Raw genomic sequence first — 14,847 nt, forward strand, 5'->3', positions numbered from 1 at the left:
ATCAGACGATCACCGCCAAGCGAAGATGCCCGGCGTGCAATGCGCCGGGCATCTGTCGAATCCGCATCCGGCCGGACATACCCGCTGAAAAGGGCTGGCGCATTGAAAAGGGCTGGTCCGCGGTGAAGACGCGGCTGGCGGATACACGCTAATTGATGATTTTGGTCAGGTCACGGGTCGCCAGATAGCCCAGAGGACGGCCATCGATCGCGATCATGCTCCAACCCGCCCTGCTATTGATCAGCGCCACCATGGTATGGGCCGGAAGCTTGCGAACGCTCAGCGCGCCCATCACCGGCTGGATCAGCAAGTCCGTATCCCTTGCAACGAAATGGGAGGCCGCTGGACTTCCGGCGTCCGGCTCAGATGCAGCCAGGACGCGCAGTCGGCTGCCAAGCGGATAATTGGAACTGGTGATCCGGAGCTGAGGTATCTGCCGCCTTTGATAAACACGCTCGCTCAGGATGCTGACCTTTGTGTGAACATAGGCCGCAAGTTCATTGAGCTCGATCTTGCCATTGCCGTCGCCATCGGCGCGATCGAGCGCTTCAAGCACGTTGTATGTGAACAGTCCGTGACCATGAAAGCCCTCTTGCGCTTCTTCGGTGCTGCTGGATGCCGTGATGATCGACCGGCCCGTCGCCTGCGAAAGCCTGTCGTTGGCGACGCCGCGTTCCAGCGCGCCCGCATTCCGGTCCTCGACCGTCAACGAGCCGCTCTCGCAACTGTCGATGAGCAGAAGACTTCTCTTGGCCGGAATCGTCGCAAGCCACGCCTGCCACAGGTCCTGGGACACACCCATGCTTGAAACGATCCGGTCGAGGCTCGCGCGCGAAAAATCCCGATCAGGAACGCGAACGTCCTGCGGCACGAAATAGTATCGTCCGTCGATTGTGACGCCGTGGCCTGCAACATACAGCAAGAAGGCGTCGGATGTGCGGACCCTGCCTGACAAGCCGCGGAATGCCGCGTCCAGTCCGGGAATCGTGACCTTGTCGTCGGTCAAGAGAGTGATATCGACCTGATCGTATACCCCGGCCCCAGCCTTGGCCAAGCCGTTGGCGATCGCGGTTGCGTCCTGAACTGCAAAATTCAGCTTCCAGGGCTGTTCCGCATATTGGTTCACTCCGACGGCAAGAACAAACAGTCGCGGTTTGACGTTTGCCTCTCCGGTGGCGACCTTCACGCCAACACGCGCCGCCAGGGACGAGATCAGGTTGGCCTTGTTGTAGACGACGGTCTCAATGCGATTGTCTCCTTCGTCCAGTGTGAGCTGACGCTTCAGCTGCACGGGGCCATCCGTCCGGGACGCTGCGGACGCGACGTTTTCATCGACCGCAACGGTCACGCCATTCACCCGCCACTCCACACGGCCGACGCCGCCTTGATCGGGCTGGAGATTCAAGACAGCCGGGACCTGAAAGCCGGTAATCGTCTCGCCTTCTTTCGGTGATGTCAGTGAGACGACCGGAGGGCGACCGCTTGCGAGCACAGTGCTCAGGTCGAGTTTTTGCGCGGCTGCTTTCACCAATCCCCGCGGATCACCCGCAAGCTTCTCAGCCACCAGGTCCGGCCGGTAAAGCGACTGATAGAATTGCTCGACCGAGTAAGTCTGCAGGCCATGGACCAGACTAACGTCGAGTGGATTGTTGAGTGAGCCGGTAAAAAACCCTTCCGGCGTGATGGTCATCCACCCGTCCGATTCCATCAGAACCAGGGTCGCCAGGGGTTCTCCCGAAGAGGTCCAGAGTCGAGCCGTATTGTCTCTGCCTGCGGTCAGGATCCTCTGCTCGTCAGGCGAAAAGATAACCTTCGTTATCGTGCCACCATGTTCGGGCAGCGTCCGGATCGGCCTTCCGGTTCGGGCGTCCCATAATTTTACGACATTGTCGTTTGCACCCGACAGGAGCAACTTTCCACTGGGCGAAAAGCCGAGCGCGTAGACTTCGGAATTGTGTCCGCTCATTGACGAGAGCAGTTTGCCGGTTGCGACGTCGTGCAGCGTCACTTTGCCGTCCCGACGCCCGGTCGCCAACACCCTGCTGTCGGGCGAGAACGCGACGGAACGCGGCAAGTCCGGTGCCATGAACTCACGGATCGCCCGCTCAAGAGCATTCCGTGACGGGTCGGCTTCCTTGATCGTTTTCAGATTGCGGCCGGTTGCGAGATCCCACAGCCGGAGGGTTCGGTCATGACTTCCCGTTGCCGCACTCTTGCCGTCCGGTGAAATGACAGCGGCCGTGATACCTTTGCGGTGCCCCTTGAGTATCCGGCGGACGTTCCGGGCAGTATCCAGAATCGTGAGGTCATTCGAGCCGCCTGACCCGAAGAACAGAAGCGTCTTGCCATCTGGAGCCATGGCTGTGGCATCTTCGCGGGAGCGGCGCAGGACCTCGCCCGTTTCGGCATTCCATGCGGTAAGGGGTTGGAGGCCAACGGATAGAATTTCCTTTCCGTCGGCGGCATAGGCGAGATGGGTCGGCCAGGAGCGGTCGCCGAAGCTTTGTCGCAATTCACCGGTCTTCGCATCCCAGGTCCTTATCCGATCATCGCCGGTCGCAAACGATTGCGAGTCTGGCGCGAAGGCGGCCGACCGCAACTGCTTGCCGGTGCCTCTGACATCGCTCTGGACGCCACGGCTCAGGATAAGAATCTTTTCACCGACCTTGTACAGGTGAGCTGAATTGTCAGGCGACGACAGCCGCTCCGACCCCGGCACCCGAAACCTGTTAAGCGTCAGGTTATGAGATTGGCGCAATTCTCTTCCGCTTGCGGCGTCCCAATGACGAAAGACGTTCGACTTTTCGGTCCTGGTGATGATTTCACGACCATTTCCGGAATAAGCCAGTTCTTCAAACACCTCGCCGCTGCCTGCAAGAAGGCGAAGCTTGCGACCGGCGGAAATATCCCAGACGCAGATTGAATAAGAGCTGCTCAGCGGCGCCTGCTCATTCGTGCACGTGGCTGCCAGCAAGTTCGGATCGGTCGAGAACGCCATCCGACGGATATACTCACCGGTTTGGATGACCCGTAGCGAGCGGCCGTCCACAAGATCCCAGACGGTCATCGTCTTGAATTCGTCTGCAACGACAATTGTGCGGCCGTCCGGAGAAATATCCAGCGCATCGATGCTCCCGCGATGGGGCAGGGTGCGCAAAAGCCGGCCGGTCGAAACTTCCCAGAGCTTGACGGTCCGGTCATAGCCTCCGGTCGCGACAAGCTTGCTGTCGGGTGAGAATGCGGCTGAGACGACCGTATCGGAATGCCCGACGCGTGCGACGACTTCACCCGTCTGACCGGATGCTCTGAAATTTGTTGAGACAAGAATGGAAATTGAGACCGCAGCAACGGCAATCGATGCGCGAACTCTCATCTGACGTCCTCACGGCGGATGCACAGCATGCGAATGCATTGCAACATGAGCTGGACAATATCAGCAGCATAACGGGGAAGCACCGACAGCTTCAATCCCGAGACGATGGAGATCGGCCGGCGAACAGCTTCGGCCGGCACTCGGATCGGTCGCAAACGAGTGATCGAGGCAGTGATGGGCAATCCGCCGCGCATCGGTGAAGCGGGGGCAAACATACGCTCAGACCGTCGCCGACCACCGCAGAGGCTAGGCGCGACCAGCGCCGCGCATGGCCGACGAAAGGTCCGACGATCGCCGAGAACTGCCGGGAAAATTGGTCGGAGTGGCAGGATTTGAACCTGCGACCCCCTCGTCCCGAACGAGGTGCGCTACCAGGCTGCGCTACACTCCGACACTGGAAGGCCGTGCTTATAACGACGCCCCGCCCGACCCGCAAGGCAAGCGACAGGGCTATTTTTTCCCGACCATGCGGGAAAAAAGCGGGTAATAACCGCAGCATGCATGTGATGTCGAAAACGCGCCTGATCAAGGCAGGGCCGCGCGCGGCGCAGGCCGCCGCCGAGTGCCTGGCGCGCGGCGGACTGGTGGCGTTCCCGACCGAGACCGTTTACGGCCTGGGGGCGGATGCCACGAACGGACAGGCGGTCGCGCGCCTCTATGAGGCGAAGGGCCGGCCGGCCTTCAACCCGCTGATCGCGCATGTGGCCGATGTCGAATCCGCTCGCAAACTCGCGGTTTTCAACGCCGATGCGGAGCGGCTGGCCGCGGCCTTCTGGCCGGGACCGCTGACCCTGGTGCTGAGGCGAAAGCCCGGCTGCCCGGTGTCGGATCTGGCCACCGCCGGCCTCGATACCGTTGCCATTCGCGTGCCGGATCATGCACTTGCGCGCGACATCCTGCACGCTTTCGGCAGGCCGGTGGTGGCGCCGTCGGCCAATGTATCGGGACATGTCTCGGCCACGACGGCGGTGCATGTGCTTGAAGACCTTGACGAAAAGATCGACCTGATCGTGGACGGCGGGCCGGCGCCGGTCGGCATCGAATCCACCATCGTGGCGTGTCTCGATCAGCCGGTCATCCTGCGGCCGGGCGGGCTGTCGCGCGGAGACATCGCCGCGACGCTTGGCCATCAACTCGCGCAACCCCTTGAATCCAGAGACGAAACCCCGCTCGCGCCGGGCATGCTGGAGAGCCATTATGCGCCGCGCACGCGGCTGCGCCTCAACGCCACGCAGGTCGGACAGGGCGAAGCCCTGCTCGCGTTCGGGGCGCCGCTGTCCGGCGCCGCGGCGACCCTCAATCTCTCCGAACGGGGCGACCTCGGCGAGGCCGCTGCCAATCTGTTCGGCCATTTGCGGCGTCTGGATGCGATGCGCGCGCCGACCATCTGCGTCATGCGCATTCCGTCTGCCGGTCTGGGCGAAGCCATCAACGACCGGCTGCGCCGCGCCGCCGCCCCGAAAGATATCCCCCCGTCATCCTCGTAGAAATGCGCATGCTCACGCCCGACAAGGACCTGATCACCAAGTTCACCGAGATCGTCGGCGAGAAATACGCCATCACCGATCCGGACGTGCAGACCGCCTATCTGCACGAGCAGCGCGACCGCTGGCCGGGCCATTCCCCGCTCGTCCTGCGGCCCGACTCCACGCAACAAGTCTCCGCGATCCTCAAGCTCGCGAACGAGACCCGCACCGCCATCGTGCCGCAGGGTGGCAACACCGGACTCGTCGGCGGACAGGTCGCGCTCAATGGCGAGATCATTCTCTCGCTCAATCGCATGACCAAAATCCGCGAGGTCGATCCGGTGACCAACACGCTGACGGCGGAAGCCGGCGTCACCCTGCAGCGCGCGCGCGAAGCAGCAGCCGAGGTCGACCGGCTCTATCCGCAGCTTCTTCCGTCCGAAGGCACCTGCACCATCGGCGGCAACCTCTCCACCAATGCCGGCGGCACCGCGGCGATCGCCCATGGCGTCGCGCGCGCGCATGCGCTCGGCCTCGAAGTGGTGCTCGCGGACGGCCGCGTGCTCAACAATCTCAACAAGCTGAAGAAGGACAATACCGGCTACGACCTCAAGAACCTGTTCATCGGCGCCGAGGGCACGCTCGGCATCATCACCGCGGCGGTGCTGCGCCTCGTGCCGCGCCCGCGTTCGGTCGAGCTTGCCGTGTTCGGCGTGCCATCGGTGCAGGCCGCGGTCGATCTGCTCGGACTTGCCTATGAGCGCGCGGGCGCGCAGGTCACAAGCTTCGAACTGATGACGCGGATGAATGTCGAACTGGCGGTGCGCTTCATCGAGGGCACGCGCGATCCGCTCGACGCGCCGCATCCCTGGTACGTGCTGATGGAATTGTCGTCGCAGGCCGAGAGCGGCTTGCGCGATCTCATTGAGGCGATTTTCGAGGCCGGCGTCGAACGCTCCCTGATCGACGACGGCGCGATCGCGCAATCGCTCGACCAGGCCAGCGCGTTCTGGCGCATCCGCGAGGAAGCGGGCGACGTGCAGAAGCGCGAGGGCGCCTCGATCAAACACGACGTGTCGGTGCCGGTCGCGGCGATCCCCGCCTTCATCGCGGAGGCGAGCGCAGCGGCGGTGGTAATCGTGCCCGGCGCGCGGCCGATGCCGTTCGGCCATGTCGGCGACGGCAACATCCATTACAACGTGACGCAGCCGCCCGGCATGGACAGGGCCGCGTTCATGGCGCGCGAGGACGACATCCAGCGCGCGGTGTTCGGCGTGGTCGCGAAACACGGCGGCTCGATCTCGGCCGAACACGGCATCGGCATCGCCAAGCGCGAATGGCTGCCGCGGGTGAAGGATGAGGTGGCGCTTTCGGTGATGCGCCAGCTGAAAGCGACGCTCGACCCGAACGGGATTCTCAATCCGGGGAAGGTGCTGTAGGTGCGGAGGCGAAATTAGCGAGTTAAAAGGAATTTCAAATGCTCGCGAAGAGCTGAGCGAGCGTAGTCCGGATCAATGCTCTTTTCGCTCATCCATCTAAAAAGATTTTCGATGCTTTCCGCTGTGAGTTCGCGCAGGTATTGATCGTAATCCCTGATCTGCCCAGACTTTAGTAGGGCTTGGCACCTATCCCGCACATATTCTTCATAGTCACGAGCGGTTTCGAAATCTGCCAACCGCTTTGGACGGAAGGCATCCTCCCTTCGAAACTCCAGAATGAGCCCGCGCGACATGCAGTTGCTGATATGCCACCACGGTTAACGATGCGTTAATTTTGGACTTTCTTGAAACGCAGAGCGTCAAAACCCGCCAACTCAAGCGTTCCCAAATAACCCGCCTGAGTGTCTTTCATTCGGAAATGAAAGACCACTTTTCGGTCCATGGCCTCAATACGCACATCCTCGTTTGATATCTTTTTCCATCGCAAACCCAATAGTCCAGTGCCAGAAACCGATGCGGTACCGTCTGGATAAAAATATATAGAAACCAGAGGGGCCTGTTCTGCAACCCACTTCCCCTCCATAACGAATTCTGATCGACAGGAAATGAGTAGCGTGCTCAAAGCCAGCGCGAACAAAAATGATAGACCCCGCACGTTTCGCATAGGAGCGAGCACTCACGATCGCCTTTCAACTATGGTTCGCCAATCTTTCGCTCTTTGAACAACTGCAAAGTCTTCTCAATTTGAGTAGCGTGATTCTGAAGGATGATTGTTATCTTTGCATCGAGATTTTCTCTTTGTATGTTGCACCATTGCTCTACCTTATCTAATTCCTTATCGTAATTTTCCTTTGTTATTTGACCCGAGGATAACAGGGCCGAGATTCTTTTCTTCCGCGTCTCCTCTTGCACCCGAACTTGCACGCCAAACTCCAAACCAAAATCAATTAGCTGGTCCTCGAATTCGTTTGAGAGTTGCGCAATCTCACGCTCAACCTTCCCACTTACTCGCATATATTCTGCGAATGCCTGCTTTTTTGCACCATCCAATTCAAGGCTTAGCCGATAGAGAATTTCTTGCTTTTGCTTCTCGAGCATATTGATAAAAATCTCGCCGAGTTGCTTTCGCATCTCGGCCTTGGACCGATGATCAAATCGAACGCGGTCTAAGAAACCTAAATCCTCGCGCCGCGAAGCCACATGACGCTCGGTGCTCACAATTTGTGTAACTTTTGTGCCATCTTCATTGTCGCCCTTGCCTTTGGAATAGAAGGACGCGGGCTTATCTGATTTTGACGGGTTTCCCCAAATTGCTGGTCTCTTTTCTTCCTTGTCTCCAGCCATAAGTTGCCTCGCTTTCCACAAATCGGCCAGTCGATGTATGCAATTGCAACCTGCGTTTGTAGGTATTATCCTAACCATACTACCTGGGGTCAAGCCCTTCGGCGCGGGGCAGGATGCGCTCTAGAGGGCGCAAAGCGGGGATGGGGGGATGTTTAGTCGGATCTTCTACTATCTCGCGGGCATTGACCAGAGAATCATCTCTGAATGCCCCGCCACTGATCGGCTTTGGGCCACCCACCTCGGATTGTCACTCCTCTTGGCATTTGTTGTGGTTTTCGGAATCTCCTTTCACGCTACCGGTTACGTCGTAGATGGCCTGCCGATGCGAGCGGTCGTTTCGCTTGTTATCGCACTAACAATATTTCTCTTTGATAGGGCGATTTACCAATCCGACTGGTTCTCACAAGGTCTCTTGGTAATTGGAGGTCGCGAACAACCGCTAGATCGGAGGCGCGCCGCGAGAATTACTGTTCGGCTTGCCATTTCTTTAGCCTTGGCCTTTATTCTTTCTATTTTTCTCGAATTGGCCGTCTTCTCCGACACCATCTCAGCGAAGATCAAACAAAATCATCTCAAGACGAACCAAAATACATTTGACGATATTAAGAAGGCTGAAGCCGCGTACGATGCTGAAATAGCGTCTAGGAAAACAAGACTCGTCGATCTGGAAAATACCTATTCCAAAGAAGCCGCCAACGAGGTAATTCTTAGTGGTAATGCCAAAGCTCAGTTCGAAGCCCTTGAAAATCAAAAGTCTGAAATCAAGAAAAAGACAAATGGACTAACTCATTTTATTGCTGATTTTGAGAAGCAGATTTACACCTTCCAACAAGACATGAATGCTGAAGAGCTTGGTATTTCGGTTCGCCCCCATAATACGGGTCTTGCGAAACGTGGGCCTAGGTATGAATGGGCCAAGCGCGAAAAAGAACTCATTGAAAAGGTGTTGGCAGGAAAGAAGCAAGAGCTTCTTGAGTTGGACGCAAAGACAAAGCAACTTGAAGACTCTCAACAACGGTTGGTTGCTGAAGCAACAGCCGAACGCCAACGGAACAGGGCGGACTTCGAATCAAAGCGAGATAATTTGGGAAAGCGAATCGAACGAGAAAAGCTTGAACTACAAGAAATGCAAGCTCTGCGGACTGCGCGCTTCGATAGCTTTCGGAAGACTGCAACAGACTCGCCCGCATTCCAGAAATTGCGCGACGACCCGTTAGCGCGAATGACCGCATACCAAGAGCTGAAGAATGATCCAAAGGACGGAGGAACAATCGTTTTCTTTTCGTGGATGACCAAGCTTTTCGTAATTTTCTTGGAGGTTGTCCCCGTACTCGCAAAGATATTCTTTTCGCCCCCAAGCGTATACGCGGCACGAATACGTTCGGTTGTTGAAAGGGAAAGCGAGTTGGCTTTTTTGGCGAAGGAGCGAGATGTTTACTCCGACAAGCTCACAACCTTGGCGAAAGAACAAGAACTCTCGAAGTGGCGAGAGGAATTGGACGAGGCTCAGAGGAGGCGCGAGCGAGCTGCGATTCTCCAAGAACAAGTGGTTAGGGAATTCCCATTTCGATCGGCTGGAACTGATCGGAGCTAAAGGCTAATTTTTGAGATCATGGAGTAAGCATCTCGGAGCATGGGCCGCGCTCTCCTTCGAGACGCGCCTGCGGCGCTCCTCAGGATGAGGGCGCAAAGATCGTAGCCCGCGTGAGCGCAGCGACACGCGGGGTATGATCCGTCCCGGATGTCGCTTCGCTCATCCGGGCTACGGCCGAATAGCAAGAGGAACGGCCAGCCCTCCCATCTGTTTGTTACAGAGACGCAAACCCTTCGCAAGAAGTGAGATACCAACGTGACACCCAAAAACACTATCTGCCTTTGGTTCGACAAGGACGCGGAGGATGCGGCGCGCTTCTACGCCGCGACGTTTCCGGACAGCAAGGTGACGGCCGTGCGCAAGGCGCCGGCCGATTTTCCCGGCGGCAAGAAGGACGATGTGCTGACGGTGGAATTCACCGTGCTCGGCATTCCCTGTAACGGGCTCAATGGCGGGCCGGTGTTCAAGCAGAGCGAGGCGTTCTCGTTCCAGGTCGCGACCGACGATCAGGCCGAGACCGACCGCTACTGGAACGCCATCGTCGGCAAAGGCGGGCAGGAAAGCGCCTGCGGCTGGTGCAAGGATCGCTGGGGGCTGTCGTGGCAGATCACGCCGCGGGTGCTTAGCGATGCAATGGCCGCCGGCGGCGATGAAGCGAAGCGCGCGTTCGAGGCGATGATGACCATGAAGAAGATCGACGTCGCCGCGATCGAGAAGGCGCGGCGCGGGTAAAGCGCGTCACGGCGCCGCGCGGTCGCGACGGCGGGGGTCATCCTTCGGGGCGATCGGGCATGGCGTCCGGCCGCCGCCGCAGCATGTGCACGCAGCGCAGCGTGAGGATCATCTCGTCATTCTGGTTCCAGCACGGATGGTCCATGATCACCACGCCGCGATCGGGCTTTGATGACGACACCCTTACCTCGACCACCTCGGCGGCGGCGCGGATGGTGTCGCCCGGCCGCATCGGCTTGAGCCATTTCACATTTTCCATGCCGGGCGAGGCGATCACCGACTTCGGCCACAGGTCGAGATCGAAGAACAGCCGCATCGACAGGCTCAGGGTGTGAAAGCCGGATGCGATCAGGCCGCCAAAGGCGGACTTCTGCGCCGCGACGGGATCGATATGGTAATATTGCGGGTCGAACTCCTTGGCGAAGGCGATGATTTCCGCTTCGGTCACGGTCCGGCTCGCGGTCTCGAAGCGCTGACCGGCTTTCAGGTCGTCCAGAAAAAGGCTCATGCGGTTTTTCCCCCTTGCGGGTATTCCTAGGACGGCCGGCGGCGGAAGTCCCGTCGATTTTTTCCGAATACGGATTTGATTTTTTTGGGTGCCTTGCTAGCCTGCGGAAAACGGGAGGAAGACCAATGCTCGATCTGCCGCGCGCGGACCACGTCGGAAGCCTGCTGCGGCCCGACGCGCTGAAGAAGGCGCATCGCGCTCACATGGACAAGAAGATCGACGATGCCGCGCTCGAAAAGGTGGTGGCGGAATGCATCACCGACGCCGTGCGGCACGAGGAACAGGCCGATCTCCGCTTCGTCACCGACGGCGAATTCCGCCGCGGCTCGTGGTTTCTCGGCTTTGTCGAATCGCTGTCCGGCATCGAGCTGAAAAAGGCCGAGCTGATGTTCCGGCTGGGCGGTCACGAGGCGACCTGGTTCGGCCCCGTGGTCACCGGCAAACTCAGCCGGAAACATCCGATCGTGGTGAACGACTATCGCTTCCTCGCAGGCATCACCTCCCGCACGCCCAAGGTCACCCTGCCGACGCCCAGCATCCTGCATTTCTTCGGCGGCAAGGAGGGCATGGACCCGAAATCCTACAAGGACCGGGACGCGCTCGCTGAAGACCTGTGCGCCGTCTACCGGCAGGAGATCGACGAACTCTATCGCGCCGGCTGCCGGGTGGTGCAGCTCGACGAGGTCGCGCTCGCGCTATTGTGCGACGAGTCCATCCGCGCCTCGCTGAAAGCCAGCGGAGAAGACCCGCAACAGCTCACCGATTTCTATTTCGACACGATCGCGCTGGCGCTGAAGGACAAGCCCGCCGACCTCGCCGTGCTGGTGCATCTGTGCCGCGGCAATTACAAGGGACACTGGATGGGCCAGGGTGGCTACGACCCGATCGCGGAAAGGCTGTTCGCGTTGCCCGGGGTCGACGGCTATCTGCTCGAATATGACAGCGAGCGCGCCGGCAGCTTCGCGCCGCTGCGCTTCCTGCCGAAGGGCAAACGCGGCTATCTCGGCGTCATCAGCAGCAAGACCGGCGCGCTCGAAAGCATCGACCAGCTTCGCCGGCGCCTGGATGAAGCCTTCAAGCATGCGCCGGAGGATCGGCTCGGCGTCAGCCCGCAATGCGGCTTCGCATCCAGTGTCGGCGGCAACCCGATCACCGAAGCCGAGGAATGGGCGAAGCTTGGGCGTGTGACGGAACTGGCGCGCGCGGTGTGGGGAACGAATTAGCGATCCCCCCTTGATAGCCCGCAGCAGGTCCCCCATCCGGCCCGCTGGTGCGCGCCGCCCTGCCCTCTTTCGGGGAGAAGGATTTACCGGCTTCGGTCTGCCGGGATCGTGCGCAGCTCTTCCTTGGTCAGAACGGGAATTTTCAGCCATTCCTCGGGTTGGTCGAGATGGTCGGCATTCACGCCCTCGAGCCGGCCCTGGTAGAAGGGGGAAAGCTTTGCCCGCTCGAATGCCAGCCGCTTGCGGGCTTTCTGAATCCCGCCGATCCGCTCGCGCGAGGCGGCAGGAAACGTCAGGTCTCGATAGTCCATGGCGCCCTCCCGGGAGCTTTGAGTCCATGGCGCCCTCCCGGGAGCTTTGCGGTTGCCGGGGCCCGCGAGCAATCACAACGTGAAGCGCTGAAAAACTTCAAATCCGAATTCGGTTTTTTATAGATGGCAAGATCGACGGTCCGCAAGGCGGCTCCGAAACGCGGTGATCGTGAAACGGGTCCGGCGCGCGTGCCGACACCGCACGTGAAGCGGAAGCAGGACCGCCGCCGCAGCGCCATCATGGATGCTGCCGCACTTGTTTTCGCGGAACGCGGCTATTTCAATGCCACCATGAAGGACATTGCGGACCGGCTCGGCATGCGGCCGGCAAGTCTGTATCACTATTATCCCTCGAAAGAAGCCGCGCTCGAGGACATGTGCCGCGTCAGCGCGGTTGAATTTTGCGAGCGGCTGCAGGCCATTCTCGCCCGTGGCGGCCCGGCCGTGGCCATGGTACGTGCCGGCATGCTCGCACACCTGACCAGCGAGCGCCGCGCCTATGTCGAGAATTTTGCGTTTTCGCGCCGCAACCTTCCGCCCGGCGTGCTCAAGGAACTGAACGCACTCGCGCGCGCCTATCGTCAGCTCTGGAAAAGGATTTTCGTGCGCGGTGCCGAACGCGACGAGTGGCGCGCCGATCTCGATCCCGATGTTGCGGCGGATGCGGTGCTTGCCTTGTGCAACAGCGCCGCGACGACCTTGCCACGACGCAAGAATGCGGATCAGGACGCCGCCATGAAATGGGTCGAACTGTTTCTGCTGGGTACCCGGAAGCGCTAGGCTTGTGGAAGCCGCATGCCGGCCGCCGGTCGATCGCTACCTCGCCAGCCCCGCGGTTTCGCGCCTGTATCACTCCGCCGCCTGCGGCAACGGCTCGTAGCCGAGCGCGCGGCTGAGTTCTGCGGCACGGCTCATCAGCATCTGCGACAACCGAGCCTGCGCCTTTCGGTTGAAGCGTGTCTCCGGTATCGTAATGCACAGGCTGCCTACGACCCGCCGCTCCGAGTTGAACAGCGGCGCGCCGATCCCGACCGCGCCCTTGATCTTCTGGCCATGCGTGATGGCATAGCCGCGCGTCCGGATCTCCGACAGATCGGCGAGCAGCGCATTGCGGGCCGGCAACGCTGCTCCGGTCGCGGGCGAAGCATCGTTGTCTCGCAATGCCGCCTCGATCGCATCCGGCGGCAGGAAGGCCAGCACTGCGCGTCCGGTGGCGCCCCAGAGCAGTGAATGCGGCTGGAAGAACTCGATCCGGTAGCGCAACGGATGCGACGAGAATTCTGCGTGCAGCGCCATCACCTTTCGCCGCTCCGGAACGTATTGCAGCAGGCAGCATGTCTCGTCGCATTCCTGTACGATGGTGCGCATGAACGGCCTGGCGACGTCGACGATCCGTACCTTGGAGGCAAGCAGCGACGCGATCCGCACCAGCTCAAGCCCCGGAGCGTAAACCGGGCGGTCCGCGCGGCGCTCGACCATTCCTTCGTCGCCGAGAAGTCCGAGCAGCCGATGCACTGTACTGGCCGGCAGCTTCAGGGTCTGGCAGAGAGACTTGATCGATACCGCGCCGTCGGATTCGGCAAGACAGGCGAGCAATTGCACCACACGTGCAACCGTGCCCGCAGCTGAGGCATCGCGCATCCTCGCCGGCACCAGGTTCGAGTCGGCATTCGATGGATCCGGCCGGCTCATGCTCTCTCTGGCTGTTCTTGGAAAAACGCTTCCGCAACCGCGAAAAATATCGGCACAGCAAGGAACGTCAAGTCGATTTTCCGTTCAGCGGAATCGTTGACCATTGAGCGGAACTGGGGCACAGATCATCGAAAGAAGAAATCATGATGGCAGCACAACGATTGCTGCCCCGGAGGAGCAAGGAACATCCGCATGCGCTTATTCGCTCTCGTGTTCGCTGCCCTGGCGGTCCTCGGCGCCCCGCAGACACTCGCACAGGAATTTCCATCGCAGCCGGTGCGCGTGGTGGTTCCGTTCCCGCCTGGCGGGGGCACCGACATTCTGGTGCGGCTCATCCAGGACAAATATTCCGCGAAGCTCGGTCAGCCGGTGGTGATCGACAACAGGCCCGGCGCCGCCGGCAATATCGGCGCAGGCGTGGTGGCAAAGTCCAAGCCCGATGGCTACACCCTGCTGGTGCAGGCGACCATCGTCGGCATCTATCCCTCGGTCTATGCGAGCCTGCCTTACGATCCGCAGAAGGACTTCATCTGGATCGGCGGCGTCGCGGAATCGCCCGCGGTGATCGTCACCAATCCCAACTCGAAATACAAAACCATCGCCGACCTGATGGCAGAGGCGAAAGCGCGGCCCAAGCAGGTCAACTTCGCCTCCGCCGGCGTCGGTTCGCCGCAGCACCTGGCGACCGAGCGTCTCGGCCGGCTCAACAAGGTCGAGTTCACCCATGTGCCCTACAAGGGCTCGGCGACCGCGGTGACCGATCTCCTGTCCGGCGTCCTCGATTTCGGTACGCTCAGCTTCAGCTCGGTCCTGTCGCTGATCCAGGAAGGCAAGCTGCGCGCGCTTGCGCTGGCAAGCGACAGCCGCAGCAAGCTGATGCCGGACGTGCCGACCCTCAAGGAATCGGGGCTGGGCGACGTGTCGGGCACCGTGCGTTTCATCATCGGGGCGCCGGCCGGAACGCCAGAAGCAGCGGTCGAGAAACTCAGCGCCGATCTCAATGCGGTGGTGAAGGATCCCGACATTCAGGCAGGCTTCGCCAAGCGCGGTTATGAGATCACGCTTGCGACCCCGAAAGAAGTGCTGACGATGGTGCGCGAGCAGAAGGAATTGTGGGATCCGCTGGTGCGCGAGCTCAATCTGAAATTCAACTAGCCGCGGAGTT

Annotated in this window: 13 protein-coding genes and 1 tRNA gene; 7 read left to right on the forward strand and 7 right to left on the reverse strand. The window is 60.1% G+C overall.

What is annotated here, in order from left to right:
* Positions 1 to 148 precede the first annotated feature (148 nt).
* Entirely contained in the window at positions 149 to 3,373 is a 3,225-nt protein-coding gene (locus AB7F49_RS12695) for a caspase family protein (protein WP_428522827.1), read from the reverse strand.
* A gap of 314 nt (positions 3,374 to 3,687) precedes the next feature.
* Positions 3,688 to 3,764, reverse strand: a tRNA-Pro gene (locus AB7F49_RS12700).
* Positions 3,765 to 3,879: 115 nt separating this feature from the next.
* On the opposite strand from AB7F49_RS12700, the gene AB7F49_RS12705 reads away from it, so the two are divergent.
* Both AB7F49_RS12705 and AB7F49_RS12710 read left to right on the forward strand, forming a co-directional pair.
* Entirely contained in the window at positions 3,880 to 4,860 is a 981-nt protein-coding gene (locus tag AB7F49_RS12705; protein WP_428522829.1) for an L-threonylcarbamoyladenylate synthase, read from the forward strand.
* 2 nt (positions 4,861 to 4,862) lie between these two features.
* Positions 4,863 to 6,278, forward strand: a complete 1,416-nt coding sequence (locus tag AB7F49_RS12710) for an FAD-binding oxidoreductase (protein WP_428522831.1) — start codon at positions 4,863 to 4,865, stop codon at positions 6,276 to 6,278.
* Positions 6,279 to 6,292: 14 nt separating this feature from the next.
* Here AB7F49_RS12710 and AB7F49_RS12715 read toward each other — a convergent pair whose 3' ends face one another.
* The gene (locus tag AB7F49_RS12715; RefSeq protein WP_428522832.1) at positions 6,293 to 6,571 is read right to left on the reverse strand and encodes a hypothetical protein; all 279 of its coding nucleotides are present in this window, start codon (positions 6,569 to 6,571) and stop codon (positions 6,293 to 6,295) included.
* A 400-nt stretch (positions 6,572 to 6,971) separates the two neighbouring features.
* The gene (locus tag AB7F49_RS12720; protein ID WP_428522834.1) at positions 6,972 to 7,622 is read right to left on the reverse strand and encodes a hypothetical protein; all 651 of its coding nucleotides are present in this window, start codon (positions 7,620 to 7,622) and stop codon (positions 6,972 to 6,974) included.
* A 148-nt stretch (positions 7,623 to 7,770) separates the two neighbouring features.
* Between AB7F49_RS12720 and AB7F49_RS12725 the strand changes: the two genes are divergently transcribed.
* Positions 7,771 to 9,216 (forward strand): DUF4407 domain-containing protein, encoded by a 1,446-nt coding sequence (locus AB7F49_RS12725; protein ID WP_428522836.1) that lies wholly within the window; start codon positions 7,771 to 7,773, stop codon positions 9,214 to 9,216.
* A 255-nt stretch (positions 9,217 to 9,471) separates the two neighbouring features.
* Positions 9,472 to 9,948, forward strand: a complete 477-nt coding sequence (locus AB7F49_RS12730) for a VOC family protein (protein WP_428522838.1) — start codon at positions 9,472 to 9,474, stop codon at positions 9,946 to 9,948.
* 37 nt (positions 9,949 to 9,985) lie between these two features.
* Here AB7F49_RS12730 and AB7F49_RS12735 read toward each other — a convergent pair whose 3' ends face one another.
* Positions 9,986 to 10,456, reverse strand: a complete 471-nt coding sequence (locus AB7F49_RS12735; protein ID WP_428522839.1) for a MaoC family dehydratase — start codon at positions 10,454 to 10,456, stop codon at positions 9,986 to 9,988.
* Positions 10,457 to 10,581: 125 nt separating this feature from the next.
* Between AB7F49_RS12735 and AB7F49_RS12740 the strand changes: the two genes are divergently transcribed.
* Positions 10,582 to 11,679: a 5-methyltetrahydropteroyltriglutamate--homocysteine S-methyltransferase gene (locus tag AB7F49_RS12740; RefSeq protein ID WP_428522841.1), complete on the forward strand. Its 1,098-nt coding sequence runs from the start codon at positions 10,582 to 10,584 to the stop codon at positions 11,677 to 11,679.
* An 83-nt stretch (positions 11,680 to 11,762) separates the two neighbouring features.
* On the opposite strand, the gene AB7F49_RS12745 is transcribed toward AB7F49_RS12740, so the two are convergent.
* Positions 11,763 to 11,990, reverse strand: coding sequence for a hypothetical protein (locus AB7F49_RS12745; protein ID WP_428522843.1), 228 nt, complete (start codon positions 11,988 to 11,990; stop codon positions 11,763 to 11,765).
* 123 nt (positions 11,991 to 12,113) lie between these two features.
* Between AB7F49_RS12745 and AB7F49_RS12750 the strand changes: the two genes are divergently transcribed.
* Positions 12,114 to 12,770: a TetR/AcrR family transcriptional regulator gene (locus AB7F49_RS12750; protein ID WP_428522845.1), complete on the forward strand. Its 657-nt coding sequence runs from the start codon at positions 12,114 to 12,116 to the stop codon at positions 12,768 to 12,770.
* Between the two features lie 69 nt (positions 12,771 to 12,839).
* Here the strand turns inward: AB7F49_RS12750 and AB7F49_RS12755 are convergent, their stop codons facing one another.
* Positions 12,840 to 13,682, reverse strand: a complete 843-nt coding sequence (locus tag AB7F49_RS12755) for an IclR family transcriptional regulator (RefSeq protein ID WP_428522847.1) — start codon at positions 13,680 to 13,682, stop codon at positions 12,840 to 12,842.
* A gap of 192 nt (positions 13,683 to 13,874) precedes the next feature.
* On the opposite strand from AB7F49_RS12755, the gene AB7F49_RS12760 reads away from it, so the two are divergent.
* Entirely contained in the window at positions 13,875 to 14,837 is a 963-nt protein-coding gene (locus AB7F49_RS12760; RefSeq protein WP_428522849.1) for a Bug family tripartite tricarboxylate transporter substrate binding protein, read from the forward strand.
* Positions 14,838 to 14,847 lie beyond the last annotated feature (10 nt).

Source organism: Pseudorhodoplanes sp. (assembly GCF_050250235.1).
Classification (GTDB): Bacteria; Pseudomonadota; Alphaproteobacteria; order Rhizobiales; family Xanthobacteraceae; genus Pseudorhodoplanes.

Coding starts and splice junctions, on each gene's coding strand:
- AB7F49_RS12745 (WP_428522843.1), bottom strand. CDS start 11,990: ATGGACTATCGAGACCTGACGTTTCCTGCCGCCTCGCGCGAGCGGATC.
- AB7F49_RS12735 (WP_428522839.1), bottom strand. CDS start 10,456: ATGAGCCTTTTTCTGGACGACCTGAAAGCCGGTCAGCGCTTCGAGACC.
- AB7F49_RS12740 (WP_428522841.1), top strand. CDS start 10,582: ATGCTCGATCTGCCGCGCGCGGACCACGTCGGAAGCCTGCTGCGGCCC.
- AB7F49_RS12750 (WP_428522845.1), top strand. CDS start 12,114: ATGGCAAGATCGACGGTCCGCAAGGCGGCTCCGAAACGCGGTGATCGT.
- AB7F49_RS12720 (WP_428522834.1), bottom strand. CDS start 7,622: ATGGCTGGAGACAAGGAAGAAAAGAGACCAGCAATTTGGGGAAACCCG.
- AB7F49_RS12695 (WP_428522827.1), bottom strand. CDS start 3,373: ATGAGAGTTCGCGCATCGATTGCCGTTGCTGCGGTCTCAATTTCCATT.
- AB7F49_RS12760 (WP_428522849.1), top strand. CDS start 13,875: ATGCGCTTATTCGCTCTCGTGTTCGCTGCCCTGGCGGTCCTCGGCGCC.
- AB7F49_RS12705 (WP_428522829.1), top strand. CDS start 3,880: ATGTCGAAAACGCGCCTGATCAAGGCAGGGCCGCGCGCGGCGCAGGCC.
- AB7F49_RS12755 (WP_428522847.1), bottom strand. CDS start 13,682: ATGAGCCGGCCGGATCCATCGAATGCCGACTCGAACCTGGTGCCGGCG.
- AB7F49_RS12725 (WP_428522836.1), top strand. CDS start 7,771: ATGTTTAGTCGGATCTTCTACTATCTCGCGGGCATTGACCAGAGAATC.
- AB7F49_RS12715 (WP_428522832.1), bottom strand. CDS start 6,571: ATGTCGCGCGGGCTCATTCTGGAGTTTCGAAGGGAGGATGCCTTCCGT.
- AB7F49_RS12710 (WP_428522831.1), top strand. CDS start 4,863: ATGCGCATGCTCACGCCCGACAAGGACCTGATCACCAAGTTCACCGAG.